Annotated in this window: 8 protein-coding genes; all 8 read left to right on the top strand. The window is 40.6% G+C overall.

Annotated elements, in window-relative coordinates:
• Complete coding sequence (locus tag J8M01_RS16650; protein ID WP_211058710.1) at positions 1 to 8,067, top strand: non-ribosomal peptide synthetase/type I polyketide synthase; 8,067 nt, start codon at positions 1 to 3, stop codon at positions 8,065 to 8,067.
• A complete protein-coding gene (locus J8M01_RS16645; protein WP_211058709.1) occupies positions 8,067 to 11,732 on the top strand; it encodes a condensation domain-containing protein in 3,666 nt (1,221 codons plus the stop codon). The genes J8M01_RS16650 and J8M01_RS16645 overlap by 1 nt, the downstream gene beginning before the upstream one ends.
• Positions 11,729 to 12,730, top strand: coding sequence for a TauD/TfdA family dioxygenase (locus tag J8M01_RS16640; RefSeq protein WP_211058708.1), 1,002 nt, complete (start codon positions 11,729 to 11,731; stop codon positions 12,728 to 12,730). Before J8M01_RS16645 ends, J8M01_RS16640 begins: the two co-directional genes overlap by 4 nt.
• A gap of 323 nt (positions 12,731 to 13,053) precedes the next feature.
• Positions 13,054 to 14,088: a hypothetical protein gene (locus tag J8M01_RS16635; protein ID WP_211058707.1), complete on the top strand. Its 1,035-nt coding sequence runs from the start codon at positions 13,054 to 13,056 to the stop codon at positions 14,086 to 14,088.
• A 226-nt stretch (positions 14,089 to 14,314) separates the two neighbouring features.
• Positions 14,315 to 17,347, top strand: coding sequence for an amino acid adenylation domain-containing protein (locus J8M01_RS16630; protein ID WP_211058706.1), 3,033 nt, complete (start codon positions 14,315 to 14,317; stop codon positions 17,345 to 17,347).
• Positions 17,344 to 20,847, top strand: a complete 3,504-nt coding sequence (locus J8M01_RS16625; RefSeq protein WP_211058705.1) for a non-ribosomal peptide synthetase — start codon at positions 17,344 to 17,346, stop codon at positions 20,845 to 20,847. The genes J8M01_RS16630 and J8M01_RS16625 overlap by 4 nt, the downstream gene beginning before the upstream one ends.
• Before the next feature lie 201 nt (positions 20,848 to 21,048).
• Positions 21,049 to 22,047, top strand: a complete 999-nt coding sequence (locus J8M01_RS16620) for a TauD/TfdA family dioxygenase (RefSeq protein WP_211058704.1) — start codon at positions 21,049 to 21,051, stop codon at positions 22,045 to 22,047.
• A gap of 131 nt (positions 22,048 to 22,178) precedes the next feature.
• Positions 22,179 to 22,364 (top strand): hypothetical protein (locus J8M01_RS16615; protein WP_211058703.1); only part of this gene is annotated, 186 nt, incomplete at its 3' end.

Below are 22,364 nucleotides of genomic sequence, written 5' to 3'. Positions count from 1 at the left end.
ATGAATGCAAAAAATATAATTAATACATTAGCGATGTCGGATATTGATCTTTATTTAGACGATAATAATCAACTTAAAGCAAAAGCGCCAAAAGGGGCTATCACCAGTGAGCTGCGTGATTTAATCAAAAATAACAAGGCAATTTTGGTTGATTACCTTATACAATTGGCTGAGATGTACAGTGAACAAACCGAGGGTGACCAGATCAAGGCGTTTGACCGACCGACGGGCAAAGCAAAGGTGTCATTTGCTCAGCAACGCTTGTGGTTTATTGATAACCTGCAAAGTGGGTCGCCAGAATATAATATGCCAATGGCTTTCGATGTTAAAGGAACGCTTGATAGCACGCTGTTAAATGCTGTGTTTAGTACCATTATCGAACGACACGAAGTGCTACGTACTGTATATCTTAAAGAAGACGGACAAATATTACAGCAAGTTCAGAATATGGCTGAGGCGAATTTTAGTATTCAGCAAGAAGATTTAACCCATCTCACGGATGAGACTCAAGATCACGCGATACAAGCACTGATTGACGCAGATATTACGACACCATTCGATCTTGAAAGTGACTTAATGCTGCGAGTCTGTTATTTGAAGAAAACAGAGCAATCCGGGGTATTACTATTTAATATGCACCATATTGCTTCAGATGGCTGGTCAGTAGAGGTGTTAACAAAAGAGTTTTTGACGCTGTATCATGCTTACTATTTAAATCAAGATAACCCATTACCAGCGCTTGACATTCAATATGCCGATTATGCTCAGTGGCAGCGTGAATACCTAGAGGGTGAGGTGCTAGAAAAGCAGTTAGGGTATTGGGAAAAGCAACTAGATGAGGTGCCTGCGGTTCATTCATTACCGCTTGATCATGCTCGTCCAGTTAATAAGCAGCAAGCGGCATCGGTGGTAAGAGGTACATTACCGAGTCATATTGCAAAGCAGCTTATGTCTGTCGCTCAAGACTATCAGTTGACGCCATTCATGCTATTGCATGGTGCACTCTCTTTATTACTATCTCGCCATAGTAATACCCATGATATTGTGATCGGCACGCCAGTAGCCAATAGGTTGCAAACACAATTAGAGCCTTTGATTGGCTTCTTTGTTAATACGTTAGTACTCAGGGCGAGTACGGAACATAACTCACTGACTGACTTCTTTTCACACATTAAGCAGGTGCACCTAGATGCACAATCAAATCAGGACGTGCCTTTTGAGCAATTGATCGATCACATTAAAGTCCCAAGGAGTAAAGCGTATAATCCGCTGTTTCAGATAATGATGACCACGAGTACCAGCTATGGTATCGATGGTGAAAATGGCATTGATTCATTTCAATTGCCTAATGTGGAGTTAAGCGCCAATGCATCTGATCTTATTCAGGTCAAATTTGACCTCGATATTGACTTAAATATCAGTGATGAGGGCGTTGGGCTGCGATGGACATATGATGTTAGCTTATTTACAGAGCAACATATTAAAGAGTTGAATGAGCATCTGTGTACTTTATTAACAGGGTTGAGCCAAACTCCATCAACTCAATCACCACAGACAGTGCCTATGTTATCAGCAGCGCAAACGCGCCATTTGATACATGATTTAAATGACAATGAAATGAACTACTCAACAGGTAAATGTATTCATGAATTGTTTGAGCACCAGGCGCAAGAGAACCCAGATAATATTGCTGTTGTGTTTGAGGACCAGCAATTAACGTATAAACAATTGAACGAAAAAGCGAATCAATTGGCACATTATATCCACGCTAATCATAGTATAACACCTGACACTTTCATTGGTTTATGTGCTGAACGCTCGGTTGAAATGGTCATTGGTATTCTGGGAATTTTAAAAGCTGGTGGTGCTTATGTGCCGTTAGATCCTGACTATCCTCAATCACGTCTGAATTACATGCTGGAAGACGCCCAGTTAAACTTAGTATTGTGTCAATCTCAAGTGCAGGATGTGTTATCCGATTTCCAAGGGACGATTGTACCATTGGATAATTTGGGAGAAGTTGCAGCTGCTCACGTTACGCATGTATTCACGCAATACTCGAAAGAAAACATGTTACCAAGCACGATAAATTTAACCGCATCTAATCTGGCATATGTTATTTACACGTCAGGTTCAACAGGTCAGCCTAAAGGCGTCATGATTGAACATGAGTCATTGGTCTATTCGACTGAATGCCGATATGAAACATACACTGAGTTCACGAGTTTTTTGCTGATTTCTTCGATGTCGTTTGATAGTTCAGTTGCAGGTATTTTTTCCACTTTATGTGGCGGTGCAAAGCTATGTTTACTGAGCACACACAGCAAGGGTGATACCTCATATATTGTAAACCAGTTAAAAGCGCATGAAATCAGCCATTTATTGATGGTGCCGAGCTTCTATGACTTGATACTTAATGAAGTCGACAGTACCACACTACCAGCATTGAAAGGGGCAATTGTTGCTGGGGAAAGTTGTTCAAAGAATGTGGTTGAAAAGCATTACCAAAAGTTTGCTAATCAACAAGTTGTGTTGTTTAACGAATATGGTCCAACGGAAGCGACAGTGTGGAGTACGGTTGCATCGCTCAACTGCCGTGATGATGTCAGTATTGGTAAAGCTCTGCCAGGTAAATCACTATTTGTCATGCACAATAATATGCTGGTGCCATATGGTGGTATCGGTGAACTTCATATTGGCGGAAATGGATTAGCACGTGGTTATCTAAATCGCCCTGATTTGACAGCCGAACGCTTCATTACGAACCCGTTTTACGATGAAAACACCACAAACAGCTCAACTCATTTATATAAAACGGGGGATCTAGTGCGCTATTTGCCAGACGGTAACCTTGAATTTATAGGCCGTTCTGACGATCAGGTGAAAGTCCGTGGATTTAGAATCGAGCTTGGCGAGGTTGAAGCACAATTAGAAAAATTAGCACTGGTGAATTCAGCACTTGTCACAACACATAAAGTGGCAGGTTCACAGCAGTTAGTGGGCTATGTTAAAGCACAGCACGATACAAAAACAGATCAGCGGGATATATTGGTTGCTGACATTAAAATGGCATTAGGAAAACAGCTCCCAGATTATATGGTGCCGAGCTTCATTATCTTGGTAGATGAATGGCCTTTAACTGCTAATGGTAAAATGGATAAAAATGCATTGCCACATCCTGGGGATGTTGTGCGTAATGAGGTTTTTGTTAGCGCTAAAAATGACATAGAAAAAACACTAATGGCTATTTGGTGTGAATTACTAGAGCTAGAAAAAGTGTCAACGAATAGTAATTTCTTTGAAATGGGTGGCAACTCTTTATTGAGTATTACTTTGCAAAAAGTCATACAGGAACGCTTGGACTTAGAAGTTGAGCTCACTGATATATTTGAATATCCAACGATACACAGTTTATCGCAGTTCTTATCAGATGATTGCGCAGCAGAAGAGGAAGCGTTACCGCCTAAATCAGCAAGAACAGTTGAGTTAGGTAATACCGATATAGCTGTGATTGGTATGGCAGGGCGGTTCCCAGGGGCTGATAATGTCGATAAATTTTGGGAAAATATTCGCTCAGGGGAAGAATCAATACAGTTTTTCAGTGATGAAGAATTAAAGGCTGCGGGCGTTGATCCTCTCGTACTTCAAGATCCACACTATGTGAAATCGATGGACGTGTTAGATAACATTGCCGATTTTGATGCGAAACATTTCGATTTTACACCTCGAGAGGCTGAGTTATTAGATCCGCAGCACCGACTTATGCTTGAAGTTGCTTCTGATGCGTTAGAGCACTCAGGGTATGGTGACAGGTCACAGCCGAAGGATGTGGGTGTCTTTGTTGGTGTGACCGACAGTGCCTATTTAATCGAGAATCTAATTTCCAACCCAGATGTAGTTGGTGGAGCTGCGCAGAGCCTTGTTTCTAGCACGAGTGCAGGCTTCTTAGCCACAAAGTTGTCATATAAATTGAACTTAACGGGGCCGAGTTTAAATGTATTATCAGCTTGCTCCTCTTCACTGGTTAATGTGCATCAAGCATGTAATAGCTTACTGCTTAATGAGTGTGATATGGCATTGGCTGGTGGTGCGCGCTTAGCGTCATTAAAACCAGACGGTTACTCTTATGTTGAAGGGGGCGTAAATTCATCTGATGGGCATTGTCGACCTTTTGATGTGAATGCATCGGGTACTCGCGGTGGCAGTGGTGGGTGCGTACTTTTATTGAAACGCTTAGATAAAGCACTGGCAGATCAGGATACGATTCATGCTGTGATCAAAGGGACCGCGGTAAATAATGATGCGGCTCAGAAAGTCGGCTATATGGCGCCGAGTATTTCGGGACAAACGGCGGTAATTAAAAAGGCGATGGATAATGCCAATGTTGATGCAGAGTCAATTCAGTATCTTGAGGCGCATGGAACAGGGACTAAAATAGGGGACCCTATTGAAGTTAAGGCTTTGCAAAAAGCCTATAAAACACCACAGAAAAGTTATTGTGCATTGGGGTCAGTAAAGGCGAATATTGGTCACTTAGATGTTGCTGCAGGTACTGCTGGCATGATTAAAGTGGTTGAAGCAATGAAAAATAAGCTGATCCCACCTAGCATTAACTTTACACAAAGTAATACTCAGATAAATTTTGAGAAGACACCTTTTTATATTAACAAGGACTTGAAAACGTGGGAATGTGAAGAGAATGCAGTAAGACGTGCTGGTATTAGCTCTTTTGGGATTGGAGGCACAAATGCGCATGTGATTATGGAGCAGGCCCCAGAGGTAGCACCGAGTACCTCACCACGAGATACTTGGCTGATACCTATTTCGGCACAATCTCCTACGGCAGTCAAAACGGCATGTCACAATTTAGTCCATCATTTAGAGCAGCAAACAGAGCGTAGCGTCAGTATGCACGACATTGCATACACATTGCAGGTTGGCAGAACACAGTATGAATACAGTACTCACGTGTCTTGTCAGTCGATAGAGGATGCAATTAGTCAATTAAAAGACAATCCAAAGGTTGTGAAAAATGAAGGTGACAACCGCTCAATTATATTTATGTTCCCTGGACAAGGGGCGCAATATGTAGATATGGCGAAACAACTTTATATCAATGAGCCAACGTTTAAAGCACAATTTGACCAATGTGCACAGCACTTAGCATTATTATCAGGAGAATCTCTAGAAGCGATTATTTATCCGAGTGAGAATGGTTCAGTGACCACGGATATGGCGCAGACACTTTTAAATCAAACGCATATCACTCAACCCGCGCTATTTACAATCGAGTATAGCTTGGCGAAGCTATTACAGTCTTGGGGTATCGAGCCTGATGCGATGATAGGACATAGTATCGGGGAATATGTTGCAGCGTGCTTGGCAGGTGTGTTTACACTTGATGATGCGTTAAAGTTGGTGAGTGCAAGAGGGCAGCTCATGCAACAAGCTGCGCCAGGCAGCATGTTATCCATATCGATGGCAGCGGAGCATTTACGTCCGCTGTTGGTTATGACTGGCACATGTATGGCAGGCGTAAACTCTGCTAATAACTGTGTTGCATCGGGTAGCAAAGAAGATTTGACACATTTAGAGAAACTACTGGATGAGCGCAATATTAGCTATCGCCCATTACATACTTCGCACGCATTTCATTCAAAAATGATGGATGTCATTTTAGATGAATTCTTACAAGTGATTAAAGGTGTAACGTTGCACGCACCCATTATGCGTTATGTGTCAAACCTGACGGGTCAGTTTATTACGGCTGAGCAAGCTCAGGATCCACACTATTGGGCGAATCACTTAAGAGGCACAGTGCTATTTGCGGATGGGATTGAGACGATTTTGTCTGACGATGAAGATTTATGTTCTGCGAAGGTTATGATTGAAGTTGGGCCTGGTAGAAGTTTATCTACATTAGCGCGAAAGAGCGCGCAGGCGCGGGAACATGTCATCGTACCCACGACACGACATCCGAATGAATCGACTTGTGATGTCGTTAGCCTACAAGATACGATAGGCAAACTGTGGAGTAATGGTATTAATGTTAATTGGGATGCATTCAATTTGGGTCAGCGCGGACGTCGAGTCCCTTTACCTACCTACCCATTTGAAAAAACACGTTATTGGATAGAAGCGGGAAGCGTATTACCAACTACCCGAGTGAACAATCCGAATGCCAAACTACCTTCAGATATGTGGTGGTCAGTGCCGACATGGAAACAAAAAGCGGCAGTTAAACAGGGAAAAATGCAGCTCGATACAGCATTAAAATCTTGGCTGCTCATCATGGATACTGAAGGTGTTGCAGAGCAGCTATCGGCACATTTACACGCACTTGGTCACACGGTGGTATGCGCGTATCCGGGTGATACATTCAGTTACCTTGGTGAGAACAATTACACTTTTGATATGAGCCAAGAGGCGGAACATTACACATTGCTTGATGCTGTGAATGCGCGTACTCCGCTGACTCGTTTAGTACACCTAACGAGCATATCGTCTGGTGCGCAGAACCCTTCAGATGATATGGATAGTTTTTGGAGTACGCAGCAAAGCGGGGCCTTAAGTGCTTTATATTTTATGAAGGCAATTGTTAAAGCTGACCTGAGTACTGATATTGCGGTGGATTGTATTACCAATGAGATTGAAAGTGTGACAGGGGAGGAGTTGATTAACCCAGGACAAGCAACCATAACCAGTTTATGTAAGGTGGCACCGCAAGAATACCCTGATCTATCATGTCGTCATATTGATATTCAACTGCAACCACATCGGGGTGATACATATTTGACTCGTTTAGGTAAGAGGCTATCTACTGAGCTTATGTCCATACAGCGCAGTACAACGGCTGCATTGAGAGGCTCACAGTATTGGGAGAAGCAATATGAACAAACTCACATTGCAGCTGATGCGCCAGCGGCACATACGCTTAAAGATAATGGCGTTTATTTGATCACCGGTGGGTTGGGTAACATAGGTTTACTGCTCGCGGGATATATTAGTAAAACGGTAAGCAACCCTAAATTAGTGCTCGTCGGTCGTTCGGAGTTTCCGCAACGGAGTGAGTGGAGCGGCTTAATACAAAGTCAACCAGAATCAAAGGTCTGTGAGCGTATTAATCAGATTCAACAGATAGAATCGAGAGGGGCTCAAGTGTCAGTAATGGCTGCAGATTCAGCGGAATTGACACAAATGGAAGCAGTATTCAATGCGGTTGAACGTGATTTTGGCAAGGTAAACGGTATTATTCATGCTGCAGGGCAGCTACATGGGTCAATGACTGCTTTAGTTGAAACAACGGTGCAGGACTTTGAACAACAATATAGTTCAAAGGTCGCGGGTGTTATGGTACTGGACAAGTTATTGCGCAATCGAAATGTCGATTTTTGCCTACTGATGTCTTCGTTGTCATCAGTGCTCGGCGGATTGGGTTTCAGTGCTTATGCGGCTGCAAATATTTATATGGATGCGTTTGTACAAAACAAACATATTGAAGAAGATGAGCGATGGATCAGTGTTAATTGGGATGGCTGGGACTTTTCAGGTGAAGCCGCGAATAATATCGGCTTTTCAATGACTCCCGAAGAAGGTGAGACCGCTTTTAGTCAGTTACTATCTATGTCGTACTATCCGCAATTAGTTCACTCAACCGGTGCGTTGGATAGTCGTTTAAAACAGTGGGTTGACAAGGCACCTAGCGAGTCACAACAAACGTTATATGAACGACCAGAACTTGACAGTGATTATGTTGAACCAAGCAACGAGATAGAGCAAAAGTTGGTTGCTATCTGGCAAGATGTTTTGGGTATTGAACAAATAGGCATCGAAGATAACTTTTTTGACCTCGGAGGCGACTCTTTAGTTGTGACGCGCGTAATTAGTGAAGTGAGGAAAACTTTTTCAGTCGGAGAGTCTGTTGTATCTATCTCGGAATTTTTTGAACAACCAGTGATTAAGCACTTAGCTAAAAAAGTGGCGATTGAGCTGGAGGATACTCAAGTTGAGAGTAAGAAAGCGCAATTATTAGAAGCGGGTAAAGCTGTAGAAGAAGGAACATTTTAATGAATTCACCACAACAAATTATCGCACATGCAGAAGCTTGTAATATTGTACTTTATCTTAAAGGTTCGCAGCTGGCTTATATTAGTGAGGAAGGCGAGTTTCCAGAAAGTTTAAAGTCATTGATCAGAAACAATAAAAATGAAATTAGCTCTTATTTACAAAAACAAGAGCAGGAGAAGCAGCAAGCACAAGATAAAACACGCATTATACCGGTTGATAAAAAAGCGGTATTGCCTTTGTCTTTTGCGCAGCAAGGACTCTGGTTTATAGATCAGTTAGAAGGGGGAAGTAGCCAATATAATATTCATGCTGCGTTTGGCTTAAAAGGCGAGATTAACTTAGCGGCAGTACAATGGGCATTGAATGTATTAATCGAACGGCATGAAGTGCTGCGAACGGTATATATTGAGAAAGAAGGTGAAGTGCGTCAATTGGTGCAGTCATTGCAGCATATGGAGTTGCCACTTATTGACTTGAGTGAATACTCTGAAATGGATCAGAGGGCCCAAGTACAGCAGTGGTCTGCCAAAGAGATGAATCAAGTCTTCAATTTACAATCTGATTTAATGTTGAAGGCAAAAGTGCTGAAACGCGCTGATCACGACCATGTGTTGTTGTTTACACTTCATCATATAGCGTCAGATGCATGGTCTCAGGCGATTATGATTGGTGAATTTATTACCTTGTATGATAGCTATTGTAAAAAGCTGCCAAACACCTTGCCACCGATTGATATTCAATATTGTGACTATGCACATTGGCAACGCAACCACTATACAGATGAAAAGATCGCCGATCAGTTGGTTTTTTGGAAGGAAATGCTAGCAGGGGCGCCGTATAGTCACTCCCTACCATTTGACCGGCCTAGAGCGCAGCATCAAAAATTTGCCGGTGACACATACTCATGGTTTATTGGTAATGAGACGATGAATGATTTGAAGTCGATAGCCAAAGCCAATCAGTCAACTTTGTTTATGTTGTTGTATAGTGCCTTCTCTGTGTTAATTGGGCGTTGGAGCCAGACTCGAGATGTGGTGATCGGGAGCCCAATTGCAGGTCGGGCTCATCCTCAAGTCGCGCCAATGATTGGCTATTTTATCAATAGCATGATGTACCGTAGTCAGTGGAAAGAAGGTGAGAGTTTCTCTTCTTTATTATCGAGAAATCGACAAAATACCTTATCGGCCTTTGATAATCAGGATATTCCGTTTGATTCATTGGTAGATAAATTAAAAATCCCCAGAGAACTTAGCCATAGTCCGTTATTTCAAATAATGTTTACATTGCAAAATACAGAACAATCAGAGTTTAAGCTTGCTGACTTGGATACCTATCCGGTCATGGGTGAAAATTCGCTAACGAAATATGATCTTCAAATGGTCGCGGAGGAAGATGACGCGGGGATGTGGCTTAACTTAACCTATTCGACGGACTTATTTGATATACAAACAATCAAAGGGTTGTCTGAAAGCTTTGATTTGGTTTTAAAGCAGTTATCAAAAAGCGTGGATATGGATATTGAACATATTGCACTGTCTCCTAAAGTTAAGGCTTTGAATAAGCAGAGTTTAAATAGTGGCTTAGATTCAGTGAATGAATTGTTTGAGCAAGTGGCGCACTCGAAGCAGGAAGCAATTGCAATTCAAGATAACGATGAATTGATCAGTTATCAGCAGCTCAACGGCAAAGCCAATCGATTAGCAAGATACTTAATCGCCCAAGGCTTAATTAGTGGTCAAACGGTTGATGTCTGTTTAGCGCAAAATATCCAATGCTATGTGGTATTGTTAGCTGTGCTAAAGGCGGGTGGGGTGTATGCTTATCATGAACTAAAGCAGTATGGCACACTGTCAGATCAGCATAAATGTTTACGCTCTGGTAACATGTTGATTCATGCAAATAGGCTTGCTAAGACATGCAATAAAACGAGTTTAATTATAGATGAGTCTCTTTATGTTGAATATGACGACGATGATTTAGACTTTAGTGAAGTGATTTTGAGTGAGGGGGATCCTGCCATTGAAAGTGGCTGTGGCAATGGTACTCAAGTTAGCCATGGCACGGTATGTGCGCAAATATTGAGACAACAAAAAAGTATGGCCCTGACTGATGAGTCTTCTTTGTTGATTTTACCCACTTCCTCAAGTCTGTGTGTAACAGAGTGGCTCAGTGGTTTAACGGCAGGTGCCAAATTAGTGCTACATGATAATCAATATGCATTGAGAGATGTATTAATCTCTAAAGAAATCAGCCATGTGACGTTAACACCCTCGCTATTGGCTGAGTTGCCCTGCCGCAATGATTATAGTCTTGAACAGGTATCTGTGGTAGCTGAGCATGGGTGCCAAAACTTAGTGTGGCAGTGGAGCGCACTTTACCCCGTAAATACGGTACTCAATGTTGACATGGTGACTTACATTAGTGCTGGACAAGTCGTTACTGGAGAGCCCATAAATTTAGGCCATATTTGCGACAATGATCAGACTAAAGTTCTATACAAAAATGCAGCACCTGTACCACAGGGCGCTGTTGGGCATCTTTATACTTCAGGCGTATCAGGTAAAGGCTGGTATGATAGTGAATTACAGGTTAGACAGCTGAACAATGGCACATTATCGATTATTGATTATAAAGATCGCAGTGTGACTCGTGAAAGTCTAGAGTTAGAGGCGGCAGTGTCATCAAACAAAGCGGTCCGTCAAGTTGTTGTGTATGAAGATATTGTGTATGCAAGTTTCATTAATAATAATGACGATATACAAGGGCAACTTAGTCGACTCGAAAAATTGGTTAAAGATGCATCGCCTACTTACTTACTGCCTAAAAATTGTGTTGTTGTTGATCGTATGCCATTGCTTAGCAATGGAAAAATTGATAAAAAGAGACTGAGTGAGCAATCTGCTTTTTGGCAAAAAGAGATTAAAAGTTTTCCAACCCCCGAACATATTATGAGCAAAAGTCAGCATGTTGGAGAGGGAATGCTCACGCGTGATCTTTTATTAGACAAACAAGTATCTATTGCATTAGAGACATTAGCATGTCAGTATAATGTTTCTATGGCCTCAGCTTTTTCAGTTATTTTTAATATGGCCTTAGCAATTCATTTAGAAAGTACATGTGTGTTAAGCACTGTTTCTGGCTTACCGATAGCTGGTTCATCGTCTGGTTTTATTTTTAATCAGTTTGATAACAGTGGCACTGTGCAAACTAATATGATTGAAACATTGAATAAGTTACATCATGATTTGGAAAATGGTTTTGTAGATCAAAAATGGATAACTCAGGAATATAATAAATTTCATCGAGTGACATTGAAAAACATATTTGACTACCGATTAGATTTCAATTTGAACAACTTAATAAAAGAGTCACACGGCGGTTTGACAGTAAATAAATGTCCAGTCAGTTTGTTAATTACGAATATAAATTCGCAATTAGTGAGTGGTGTTTGGTCGTTAAACGGCAGTACATTTAATCAAACAGAGCTTACAAAATTAGAAAAAGTGATTGAGCTGTTGATATTGGGTGAGCAGTCAAGTTTAACGTTAACTATGGTTAAAGCACAGCTAGATCAACATGCTCGTAGTAAGTTACGTTCGGCTAAGCGTAAATTTAAGCCTGTGAAAAATAAAAAACAATTCCCAATTGAAGGAAACGTAGCATGAGTTTTAACAAGTGGCGAAACAAAAGCTCGGAAACGAAAACATCAAAGAGTTCGGTGGTTTCTAGGGTCTTTTTAGATGAGTCGCCGACCTTGCCAATCGTATATAAATGTCATGTACCTAACGTTGATTTACCAACATGGTACAATCAGAATGAGCAGCAGGTATTAAAGGATTTAGCTGACTTTGGTGCTGTACTGTTCAGAGGTTTTAATATTCATAGTGAAGCAGACTTTCAGGCATTTGTTGCCCAAGGTATTAAAGAGACAGCAAAGTATGTGGAGGGGGCAACACCGAGAACTAAGCTCGCTAAAGGTGTGTATACGGCAACAGAATTCCCAGCAGACCAAGAGATCTCCTTACACAATGAGCTGTCATATGTTACTGAACCACCTAACAAATTAGCATTTTGTTGCTTAGATGCCCCTGATGAAGGGGGGCAAACCCAGTTAGTTGATGTTCGTAAAGTACTTAATCGCATTGGTAGTGAGATTGCATCCGAATTCGAAAAACGCGATGGCTGGTTGTTACGCAGAAACTATGGCAATGGATATGGCCCAAGCGTTGAGAAAGCATTCGGGATGGATGACATTGAAGAGATTAAGGCTTATGGAGAAAAAGTAGATCTTAAAGTCACTCAATTAGCAGCAGATAAAGTGGTAACCGAACAAGTGAGAAAGGCCGTGCATGCTCACCCTGTAAGTGGTGAAAATGTTTGGTTTAATCATATTTCGTTTTGGCATACAAATACGTTGTGCCCAGATGTTAAAGCGAGAATGGAAGAAGATTTATCGCTTGCTGAATTTCCATATTCTACGAGTTATGGTGATGGGAGCGCAATTGATGATGATACAGTGGAAGCGATCCGTCTGGCATATCTCAAAGAAGAAGTTAAATTTGACTGGGTTGCGGGAGACGTACTACTACTTGATAACTGGCTGGTCGCACACGGCAGGAAACCGTTTAAAGGGGACCGTAAAGTGTTGGTTGCGATGGGGTAACAGTGATGATGCGTTAATGTCTCACGCATGAGAGGTTGACGCATTTTTTATTGAAACTTAAGTTTTTCTAATTGATTTATATTCTAATAAGTATTAATTGACTTGAGTTTTTAATTGAAATATATTTAATAATTGATTATGTACAATAATATAAAATAAATGCGATGAATATACTTTCAAGAAAGATAATCCCACTTGTCTTATTTTGTTAGTGTTGTTTTCTAGTTTGTATTACGGATTTGTTTGAGGGGTGATTTTCACTTCTCAATTTTTTATTATGTAATTATTGATTTAAACTTACGGTATTTAAAGGTGCAGCATTTATGTTGAAATTAGATAAACCTATTCCTAATAGGCTTTTACTGGGACTAGTACACTCTACAATTACAGGTATTGAAAAAAAAGACTGTTTTTATGATCAACTCCACTATGTAAATAGGAAGTTTATTGAGTCGAATTCTGATGAGTTTTTGGATATTGTGATCGATGGTTTAAAGGATCTTCATCCTGGTTTAAGTCGCAGTGATATTGCTTATGTAAATGATTTTGTTGCACCTGTAAACTTAGAAAACTCAGCGGTTAGACCGGTTTCAGAGTTAAACAAAGAGAACAAGTACCAATGGCATATTGATTCAATTGATCAATGGATGGGGCCTTGTTACAACTTATGGATACCATTGTATCGTCAAAAAGCCTTAGAAAAATTAGATGAAAAGCCTTTATTTGAAGTAATGACTGCGGAAGATGTACCGAGTTTGTACGATGAAGATTCATTTCCGAAAAGTAACTTTTTAATTGATGGCGAAACACAATCGCCTGATTATTTAAGTGTTGCTCAAGAATTTACGTCGCTGGACATACGTACTTTAAATGAGAGCTTCTTATATTATGATGCAAAAGGAAAAATCTCTACACTATCTAAAAGTGACATGAAAACAAGTTGTGTTGTTAAACCTTCATTGGGTGATGCTTATATTTTCAGGGCCAATCAATTTCATTCGTCAGGACCATCTCAATTTGAACGAATAGGCATTGCGGTTAAAGTAATTATTACTAATCCTAAATTTGGTTTTAAAGAGCATGATAAATTCAGGTATCCACCTCCTTTTGCTGGGTGGGAAGGTTTATTTGCAGGTTGTTATGCACAATACAAGGATTTTACTTCTTTTAAAAAGTATCTTGATTTTAGCATTGTCGGTGAACAAGTTGAATTACGAAAAAATCAAGAAAAGCTAGATAATATCAATATTGTATTAAGTGAAATTGCCCAAGAAATGCAGCATTTTGCGGATACAGGTGCCTACGTTCCTGAATCAGACAATGCCCAGCAAGAAGAAATGGAAATGGGCTTTTTGTAGGAAGATAAATTAGAGCAACAAAGATGTTACTAAGAGAGAGCTAGCTTCTTATAAATTTATTATTTAAATAATATTATATAGCTAGGCTCATTTTTACAGTAAATATCACTTTCCCGAAAATTAAATTGATGCTTTTACAAGTGTCGTGAGTTCTTTGTTGATAATTAGATAAACACACATGAATATTTTTTGGTTGTTCATCAACCGGAAAAACAAGGAATAACCAATGAATAATAAAGTGCTGGCGTCTCCGATCCAACGAGCGCATTGGAATCAGCTAAAGAATACGAATAAAGAACAATTAAATACTGCCGCTATTAGTGCTGTCTACCCTGGTATGCTAAATGCTCAGAGTATTGAAGCGTATTTACATCAGTTGGTCGGGTGTTTCGACATCCTTCGCACACATTATGAAACCGATGAATTGGGGGCGTTATGGCAGCACGTTGCCACCGACATGCCAATTCATTTTTCTACTGTGAATTGGCACGGTCTGAATGAAGATGAGGTCACTGAGCAAAAGAAAAAAGAGTCAAAAACACAGTCAATTAGCAGTGTAACTGTACCGTGGATACGAGTTGTCGTGGCAGAAATGGTCGATTCATGTTGGCTTCACCTTGAAGTTATGGGGTTGAACACTGATGTTTTCTCACTGAATTATTTGGCTGAATCTTTAATTGATGCAGGTAACGGCCGCCTTCAGGATGCACAAGGGCGGTTACATGACGAGGTCATTCAATATGAAGATTTGGCACCTTGGTTAGGTGATTTCCTACTAGATGAAGAATTATTAGATGCCCGTAAATTTTGGTCTCGAGATAAAAGTGAGCGAGCGTTAGAGCAAAAGCTGTCGTTACAACGTTATGTTCAGACGACAGAAAGTGTGTATGCGTTTGCTAAGATGGCGCTAGATGACCTGTATGATCCCATTGCGAGTTATGCATTTACACATCAAGTGAGTATTGCAGAAGTGATTTGTGCTAGTTTGAGACACACACTAAAAAGATACTCATCAGACGCGGTGCTATCAAGAGTATTTGATAGTCGTGCAGACTGTGATCTTGCCGATGCTATCGGACCGTTAAGTCGAGCAGTGCCTTTATTTCCTGACATGGATGGAGTGTTTGATACCGCAATTAAACAGGAGCAAGCATTAAGTGAGCAGGGCGTTGATTATGGTGAATGCTTTATTAAAAGTCATGACCATGAAACTTCAGGGTTTAGTTTCATTTTTGATAGTATTGAAAGATCGTCAGCGTCGCACTGTGATGTTGAACAAATTATTAGTCTATCGGAAGCGTTAAAAATACAATTTATCTTTATTAATCAGGGGAAAAATAGCCGATTACAGTTTACATATGACACAGGTTATATGGATGAACAGGCAATGGCATATTTTGTAGCAAGTTGTAAAGCTGATTTAATAAAGCACATTGGTGAGGTACGTACTCAGGAGCAGCATGCTTATCAAGGCCGGGGTGACACCGTCGCAGCGAGTTGTCATTCAGTATTGGATCAGTTTACCAACATTGCAGACACAACGGGTGGTTCTGTAATACAAATTGATGGCAAAAAGCATACGTTTGCTGACATTAATGACGATGCAAATCGATTGGCGAACTGTTTGATCGCCGCAGGTATAGGTCATGGTGATGTCATTGCGCTATGCCTTACGCGCTCTATTGAATTTGTTATTGCGATGCTGGGCGTTATGAAAACAGGGGCCGCCTATGTCCCGGTTGACATTGATCTTCCTGCACAGCGTATCAGCGCTATGATACAAGATGCACAGGCCAGCTCTCTGATTTGTCAAGGGGATGTGATGGTTGAGGGGTGTCACTCGATTAATTATGCTGAGTTGGATTTGCATGAATATGATACTACAGCGCCTGCGATTAAGATTGCACCAGATGACTTAGCTTATATTTTATTTACATCTGGTTCGACGGGTAAAGCGAAAGGGGTTAGCATTAGCCACAAAGCGCTACTTAACCATATGACTTGGATAAACGAAGAGTTCAAGTTTAACTCTCAAGACCGCTTTTTACAAAGAACGTCAGCAAGCTTTGATGCCTCTATTTGGGAGTTTTGGAGTCCGCTAATGGTTGGTGCAACCATGGTAATAGCGCCACAGGCAATCAATTATGATCAGGCATTATTTAAACAGACTTTGACTGAACAGCAGATTACGCGCATGCAGATTGTGCCTTCATTATTAGACTTGTTAATAGAATCAAACTCTGAATCACAGACATATCACTTAGACACTATTTTCTGTGGGGGAGAAGCGTTAAGAACCATAACAGCACTCAATGCAAAGAATGCATTCAATTGTGACGTTGTAAATTTATATGGGCCTTCAGAGTGCTGTATTGATGCACTCTTTTGGCGCTTTGATGAGCGTTTACAGACTGACTTTGTGCCAATTGGGTATCCAATTAATAACCTGAACTGCCGAGTAATAACGGAAGGTGGCCAGGTTGCAGAGGTTGGTGAATCGGGTGAGCTGCAAATTAGTGGAGACTCGGTATTTTCTGGCTATTATGGACAAGATGAACTCACTGCTGCTGCGCTTGAGTACTGTGATTTAGCGTCTACCAAGTTCTATAAAACCGGTGATCATGTACAAATTTTAGCCGATGGTAACTTAATGTATCTGGAGCGACTTGATGATCAGGTGAAACTGAATGGATTTAGGATTGAACCTGAGGAAGTATCCATGTTTGTCATAAATAATGGTTTGTCGGAACAAGCACAATGTAAGGTGGTCGGTAATAGTTTGTCTCTGTTTTACATTGGTGCCAAGGTGTCTGAGCAAGAGATCATCCTGAAATTGAAAGGCGCGTTACCTGAATATATGGTACCAACCCAATTGATCGAACTAGAAGAGTTTAGCTATTTATCAAATGGTAAGCTGGATTCGAAAGCGTTGGTGACATTGGCTTTAAATTACACAAGTGCGGATTATGTGATGCCATCAACGGATGTGGAAACTAAGTTGGTTGCTATTTGGCAAGAGCTATTGGATACGTCGATGACGATAGGGACATCTCATGACTTTTTCAACATTGGGGGGCACTCATTGTTGGCGATGAAAGTACTTAATCGTATCCAAGAGCAATTTGAGGTCAATATTAGCGTCCGAGTGTTATTTCAAAATAAAACAATTGCCGAATTGGCAGCGTATTTAGAACCAATGATCTTACTAAATGCAACACACGATAGCGAAGTAAGTGAGATGGAGGGAGGATTATTATGAATGTTGTAGATTTATTGAAAGAGGCCAATAGTAAGGGCATTATACTTTATTTAGAAAAAGGTAAGTTAGCTTTTAAAGCGCCTCCCGGCGCGATGGATAATACGATTAAAGCACAAATAGTGGCCATGAAAAGTGACATTGTTGAATTGTTAGAAGAATACGCCACGTCGGGCGCACCGCAGTTAAAAGCAAGGCCGGCACAAGTTGGAGATTCAATAATCACGTCCTATGCACAACAAAGACTTTGGTTCATAGATAGCTTGCAAGGGGGATCGGCAGAGTACAATATGCCGGTCGCTTTTGAAGTAAAAGGTCAGCTGGATCTATCGATATTGTCGCGTGTATTTACCACCATTTTAGCACGTCATGAAGTGCTACGTACTGTGTACGTTGCTGAAGCCGGACGTGCACATCAATATATTCGTGATGTATCTGACATTGATTTTGAGATTAAAGTAGAAGACTGCACTCATTTGAGCGATGATGCGCTTACTGTCGCAGTGAACGCAATGATAAGTCATGATATGGACCAGCCATTTAATCTAAAAGAAGATTTAATGTTGCGTGTCAGCTATGTGAAAAAAGCATCTGATTCAGGTGTATTATTGTTCAATATGCATCATATTGCATCGGATGGATGGTCTACGGAAGTATTGATCAAAGAATTTCTTACCTTATATCATGTGTATAGTGAAGGGCAGGAAAACCCATTACCACCACTGGATATTCAGTACGCAGATTATACTTATTGGCAAAAAGAATATTTAGAGGGGGAGGTGTTAGATAAACAGTTAAATTATTGGGAAAAGCAACTTCATGACGCGCCAATGATACACTCATTACCGTGTGATTATCCGCGACCCAAAACAAAGCAACATATCGGTGCCATTGTTACACATGAGCTTTCAAGTAACCTTGCGCAAGGTTTGTTAGAATTGGCTAAAAATCATAATTTAACACCTTTCATGCTTGTGCATAGCGCCTTGTCATTGCTATTGGCCAGACACAGTAATAGCGCTGATATTGTGATTGGTACACCAATAGCAAATCGCCTTCAAGCTGAGCTAGAGCCGATGATCGGCTTATTTGTTAATACACTTGTGCTGCGCACTAACACGCATCATGAGACGCTCTCTCGTTTTTTCGAACATATTCGATTGGTGAATTTGGATGCTCAGTCAAATCAGGATGTGCCATTTGAACAATTGGTAGAGCGCTTAAAGGTACCAAGAAGCACAGAACACAGTCCGCTATTTCAAATCATGCTCACGACGAACAGTGATTTTGGTGTTAATAGTGATAGCAATGCCCAGTGTTTTCAATTACCAAATGTCGAATTACAGGCGCATCAATCAGACCTTATTCAGTCTAAGTTCGATTTAGAGCTGAATGTGAGTATTAATGAGCAAGGTGTGAGCTTAAATTGGATCTACGATGTGAGCTTGTTCTCAGAGTCTCACATAGCTCAGTTGAACACGCATTTGTGTGAATTGTTAAATAATCTCAGCCACACGGACGTTCAGGCAGAGCAAGCACCTTATGCTGTGCCAATTTTACCTCAAGAAGAAGTTCATCATCTTGTCCATACGCTCAATAGTACGCAATTAGAGTACCCTAATGAACAGTGTATCCATGAGTTATTTGAAGAGCAAGTCGCAAAAACCCCAGAGGGCGTTGCACTGACCTTTGAGAATGAATCACTCACTTATAAACAACTCAATGAAAAAGCCAACCAAATTGCTCACTTCTTACAGATAAATCATGGTGTAAAGCCTGATACATTGGTGGGGTTATGTGTGGAGCGCTCATTGGAAATGGTGATAAGTATACTGGGTATTTTAAAAGCTGGGGGGGCTTATGTGCCACTTGATCCTACACACCCCCAGTCGCGACTCAATGATATTCTAGAGGATACTACACCGGAGGTTGTATTAACTCAGGCTCATTTGACGGATAAATTGTCTAGCGTTGAGGGTAAACTGCTGATACTGGATCAGGAGGTCGATGGCGAGTCTATTTTTACCGAGTATTCAATTGATAACATTGATAAGGCATCAATAAGCTTAACGTCTGAAAACTTGGTGTACGTAATTTACACGTCAGGAACAACTGGTAAACCCAAAGGGATTATGGTTCAGCATAAAGCCTTAATTGCGCGGAAAGTAGGTTGGGATGAGATATTCGAAATTGATAAGAAGCCGCTCACAGTGTTACAAATGGCTGGTTTGTCGGTCGATATTTTGTTGGGCGATATTGTTAAGGCGCTATGTAGTAATGGTGGCAAGCTGGTTATTTGTTCGTACCAAACGCTGATATCTCCGAGTGATCTTCATGGACTAATAGAACATCATCAAGTGAGCTACGGTGATTTTGTGCCAAGTGTTATTAGAGTGCTGACTAGTCACTTATTGGAGAATAAAGCCCGATTAACGAGCTTTCAGCATATATCGATTGGGTGTGAAGCATGGAAAAAAGAGGATTTAGCATTACTCACGCAAGTCATTGATGAAAAAACAAACGTTTACAATTTATATGGACAAACGGAAACCGTCATCGATACGAGTTACTATAAAGCGAATTATCAGGATATGGCACAAACTAACATGCACTCAATGCCATTGGGTACACCGTTTCCAAATACGTCACTTTATATATTAGATGATAATTTGCAGTTAGCACCGCAAGGTGTCTCTGGGACGCTGTATGTGGCAGGTGATGGGTTAGCGATGGGGTATTATAATAACACGGCACTGACGAATGAAAAGTTCGTACAAAATCAGAGCCAAGATCTCACTGGAAATGTCTTATATTGCACGGGAGATCTCGTCCGTTATTTGCCTGATGGTAATTTAGAGTTTATTGGCCGTGCAGATGACCAAGTTAAAATTCGGGGTTTTAGAATAGAGTTGGGTGAGGTGGAGTCACAGTTAATCGGATTGACTGATATTGATACTGCACTGGTGATGGCCAAAGAGTCATCAACGGGTAAACAGCTGGTAGGGTATATTAAACTAGATGGTGAATTTGAACACAGTACGCAGTTAGATATTGTTACACGTACTAAAGCATCACTAAAAGCCAACTTGCCAGATTACATGGTGCCTGGTGCGATTATTGTGGTGGATACTTGGCCACTGACGTCAAATGGAAAAATAGATAAGAAAGCACTCCCAGATCCAGATTTGTCGCAGGATGAATATAGTGCACCCACAACGGATGTGGAACGTAATTTAGCCGATACTTGGGCGCAATTACTTAACCTAGACGCCACTACGATCAGTATCACAGCAAATTTTTTCGAGTTGGGGGGCCATTCTTTGTTAATTAGTCGATTAATCGCCTCTATTGATAGTGAATATGGTGTGAGTGTGTCTATTAAAGACGTATTTGGTAACCCGACAATTCAGCATATTGCTGAGAAGGTTATTGAGTTGCAAGCGTTAACCGAACCCGCAGTCGTACCTGTGGTGTCTGAAAGCAAGAATTCAATAGTGATATAAAAATAATGTATAAGTGCCTCTAATCGCAGGTTAAAAAATATTGTCTTTAACCGTATTGCTTTGATTGAGCAATACGGTTTTAGGCTACCAAAGAAAAAACCAACGAGGCTTTGCGGTTGTTGGTAGATGTGTAGCATGCGCTATTTGATTTCAGGCACAGACAACTTTTAACGGGACATGTATTTGTCTTAGGAGGGAAATATGGAATTGAGAAAAGAGTGTAGCTCTATAATTAATATGAGCGACAGTGACACGTTAAGCACCAGTGTCGTTTTGGTTTTATCAGAGCTTGAAAAAAAGAAAATAGAAAAGATTATTGGTGAACATCAGTCTGTTGAATCAGACGATGGTGCAGAGATTATGTATAGCTATTTAGAGACATGGACTAAATTTCCAGAGAGAATTAAAAAGAAATTACTGGAGTTTAAGTTCAAAGGTAATACGAATAGCTACTTGCTGTTAAAAAACTTGCCTCTACAAGCTGGTCTGTGCCCTACCCCACCTAAAAAGCATGATATAATTAGCCGAGAACGTGATTTTGCTGCGCTATTACAATCGGTTATATCGGTCTCTCTAGGCTACTTGTATAACTTTAAAGATAAAATAACCAGTGGTTTAGTGGATGATGTTTTTCCTATAAAACAAGATTCTAATAAACAAGTTGGGACGAATAGTGTGTTTCTTGAATGGCATGTAGAAGATGGTTTTCATGAGATGAAAGCAGATTATGTGTCGTTGCTTTGTTTAAGAGAAGATCACAAGGTACAGACGTACTTGATGCCTGCACGTCATCTTAACTTATCTGATAGTGACGAGCGGCAACTGAGCAAATTTGACTATTTAATTTGGGAAGATTTGACGTTTATTAATGATGGCGAATTGCAAAGCAGTAAAGTTCAAGTGTTGGATGGCACCTCCGATCCTGAGATAATTTACGATCCAGCCTACATGGAGGCATGTAGCAATGAGTCTAAAGATGCAATGGCTGCTGTCAAAGAGTCGATTGTTAAAAATTGCATCTCGTTATCTTTAGCTGAGGGAGACTTACTCATTTTTGATAATCGCAGAGTTGTCCATTCCCGTAATGCTTATGAGCCGAAATTTAATGGTGAAGATCGATGGCTTTTACGAACTTTAATTGTTGAGAGCTGGTGGAAAGCGAAAAATAAAAAAGTAAGCTCAACATTATTTGTAAATTAAGTCTTATTTAGCATGAGTAAAGTGAGCGGTGAACTGGGCGGTTCACAGTGTTGTATTATCTGCTATTTAAGCAATTAATCATGACAGTGGCATACATGTCATAGTTTGCTTTACACAAAAGGTTACCTGTTATGGCAGTACATTACACTACACAGGTAACCTCCATTAAAAATAAGGTTATTCTAGAGACTAAGGATAGAGTTTCAGTGGAAAATATTAAAGACTTGATAGCGGAGTGTTCAGAGGCGCTATTCTCATTTGAAGTAGTTGATAATGATCAATTAAAGGTAGGCTTTGACAGTGAGCAGCCAGACCCC

The sequence above is a fragment of the Pseudoalteromonas sp. MMG005 genome (genome assembly GCF_018101015.1).
Taxonomy (GTDB): Bacteria; Pseudomonadota; Gammaproteobacteria; order Enterobacterales; family Alteromonadaceae; genus Pseudoalteromonas; species Pseudoalteromonas aurantia.
The sequence above is the reverse complement of the archived record's forward strand: the minus strand, read 5'-3'. Positions and strand labels throughout refer to the sequence as shown.

Bases quoted from the DNA above. Each gene is read 5' to 3' on its own strand.
- J8M01_RS16650 (WP_211058710.1), top strand. From the start codon at position 1: ATGAATGCAAAAAATATAATTAATACATTAGCGATGTCGGATATTGAT.
- J8M01_RS16645 (WP_211058709.1), top strand. From the start codon at position 8,067: ATGAATTCACCACAACAAATTATCGCACATGCAGAAGCTTGTAATATT.
- J8M01_RS16640 (WP_211058708.1), top strand. From the start codon at position 11,729: ATGAGTTTTAACAAGTGGCGAAACAAAAGCTCGGAAACGAAAACATCA.
- J8M01_RS16635 (WP_211058707.1), top strand. From the start codon at position 13,054: ATGTTGAAATTAGATAAACCTATTCCTAATAGGCTTTTACTGGGACTA.
- J8M01_RS16630 (WP_211058706.1), top strand. From the start codon at position 14,315: ATGAATAATAAAGTGCTGGCGTCTCCGATCCAACGAGCGCATTGGAAT.
- J8M01_RS16625 (WP_211058705.1), top strand. From the start codon at position 17,344: ATGAATGTTGTAGATTTATTGAAAGAGGCCAATAGTAAGGGCATTATA.
- J8M01_RS16620 (WP_211058704.1), top strand. From the start codon at position 21,049: ATGGAATTGAGAAAAGAGTGTAGCTCTATAATTAATATGAGCGACAGT.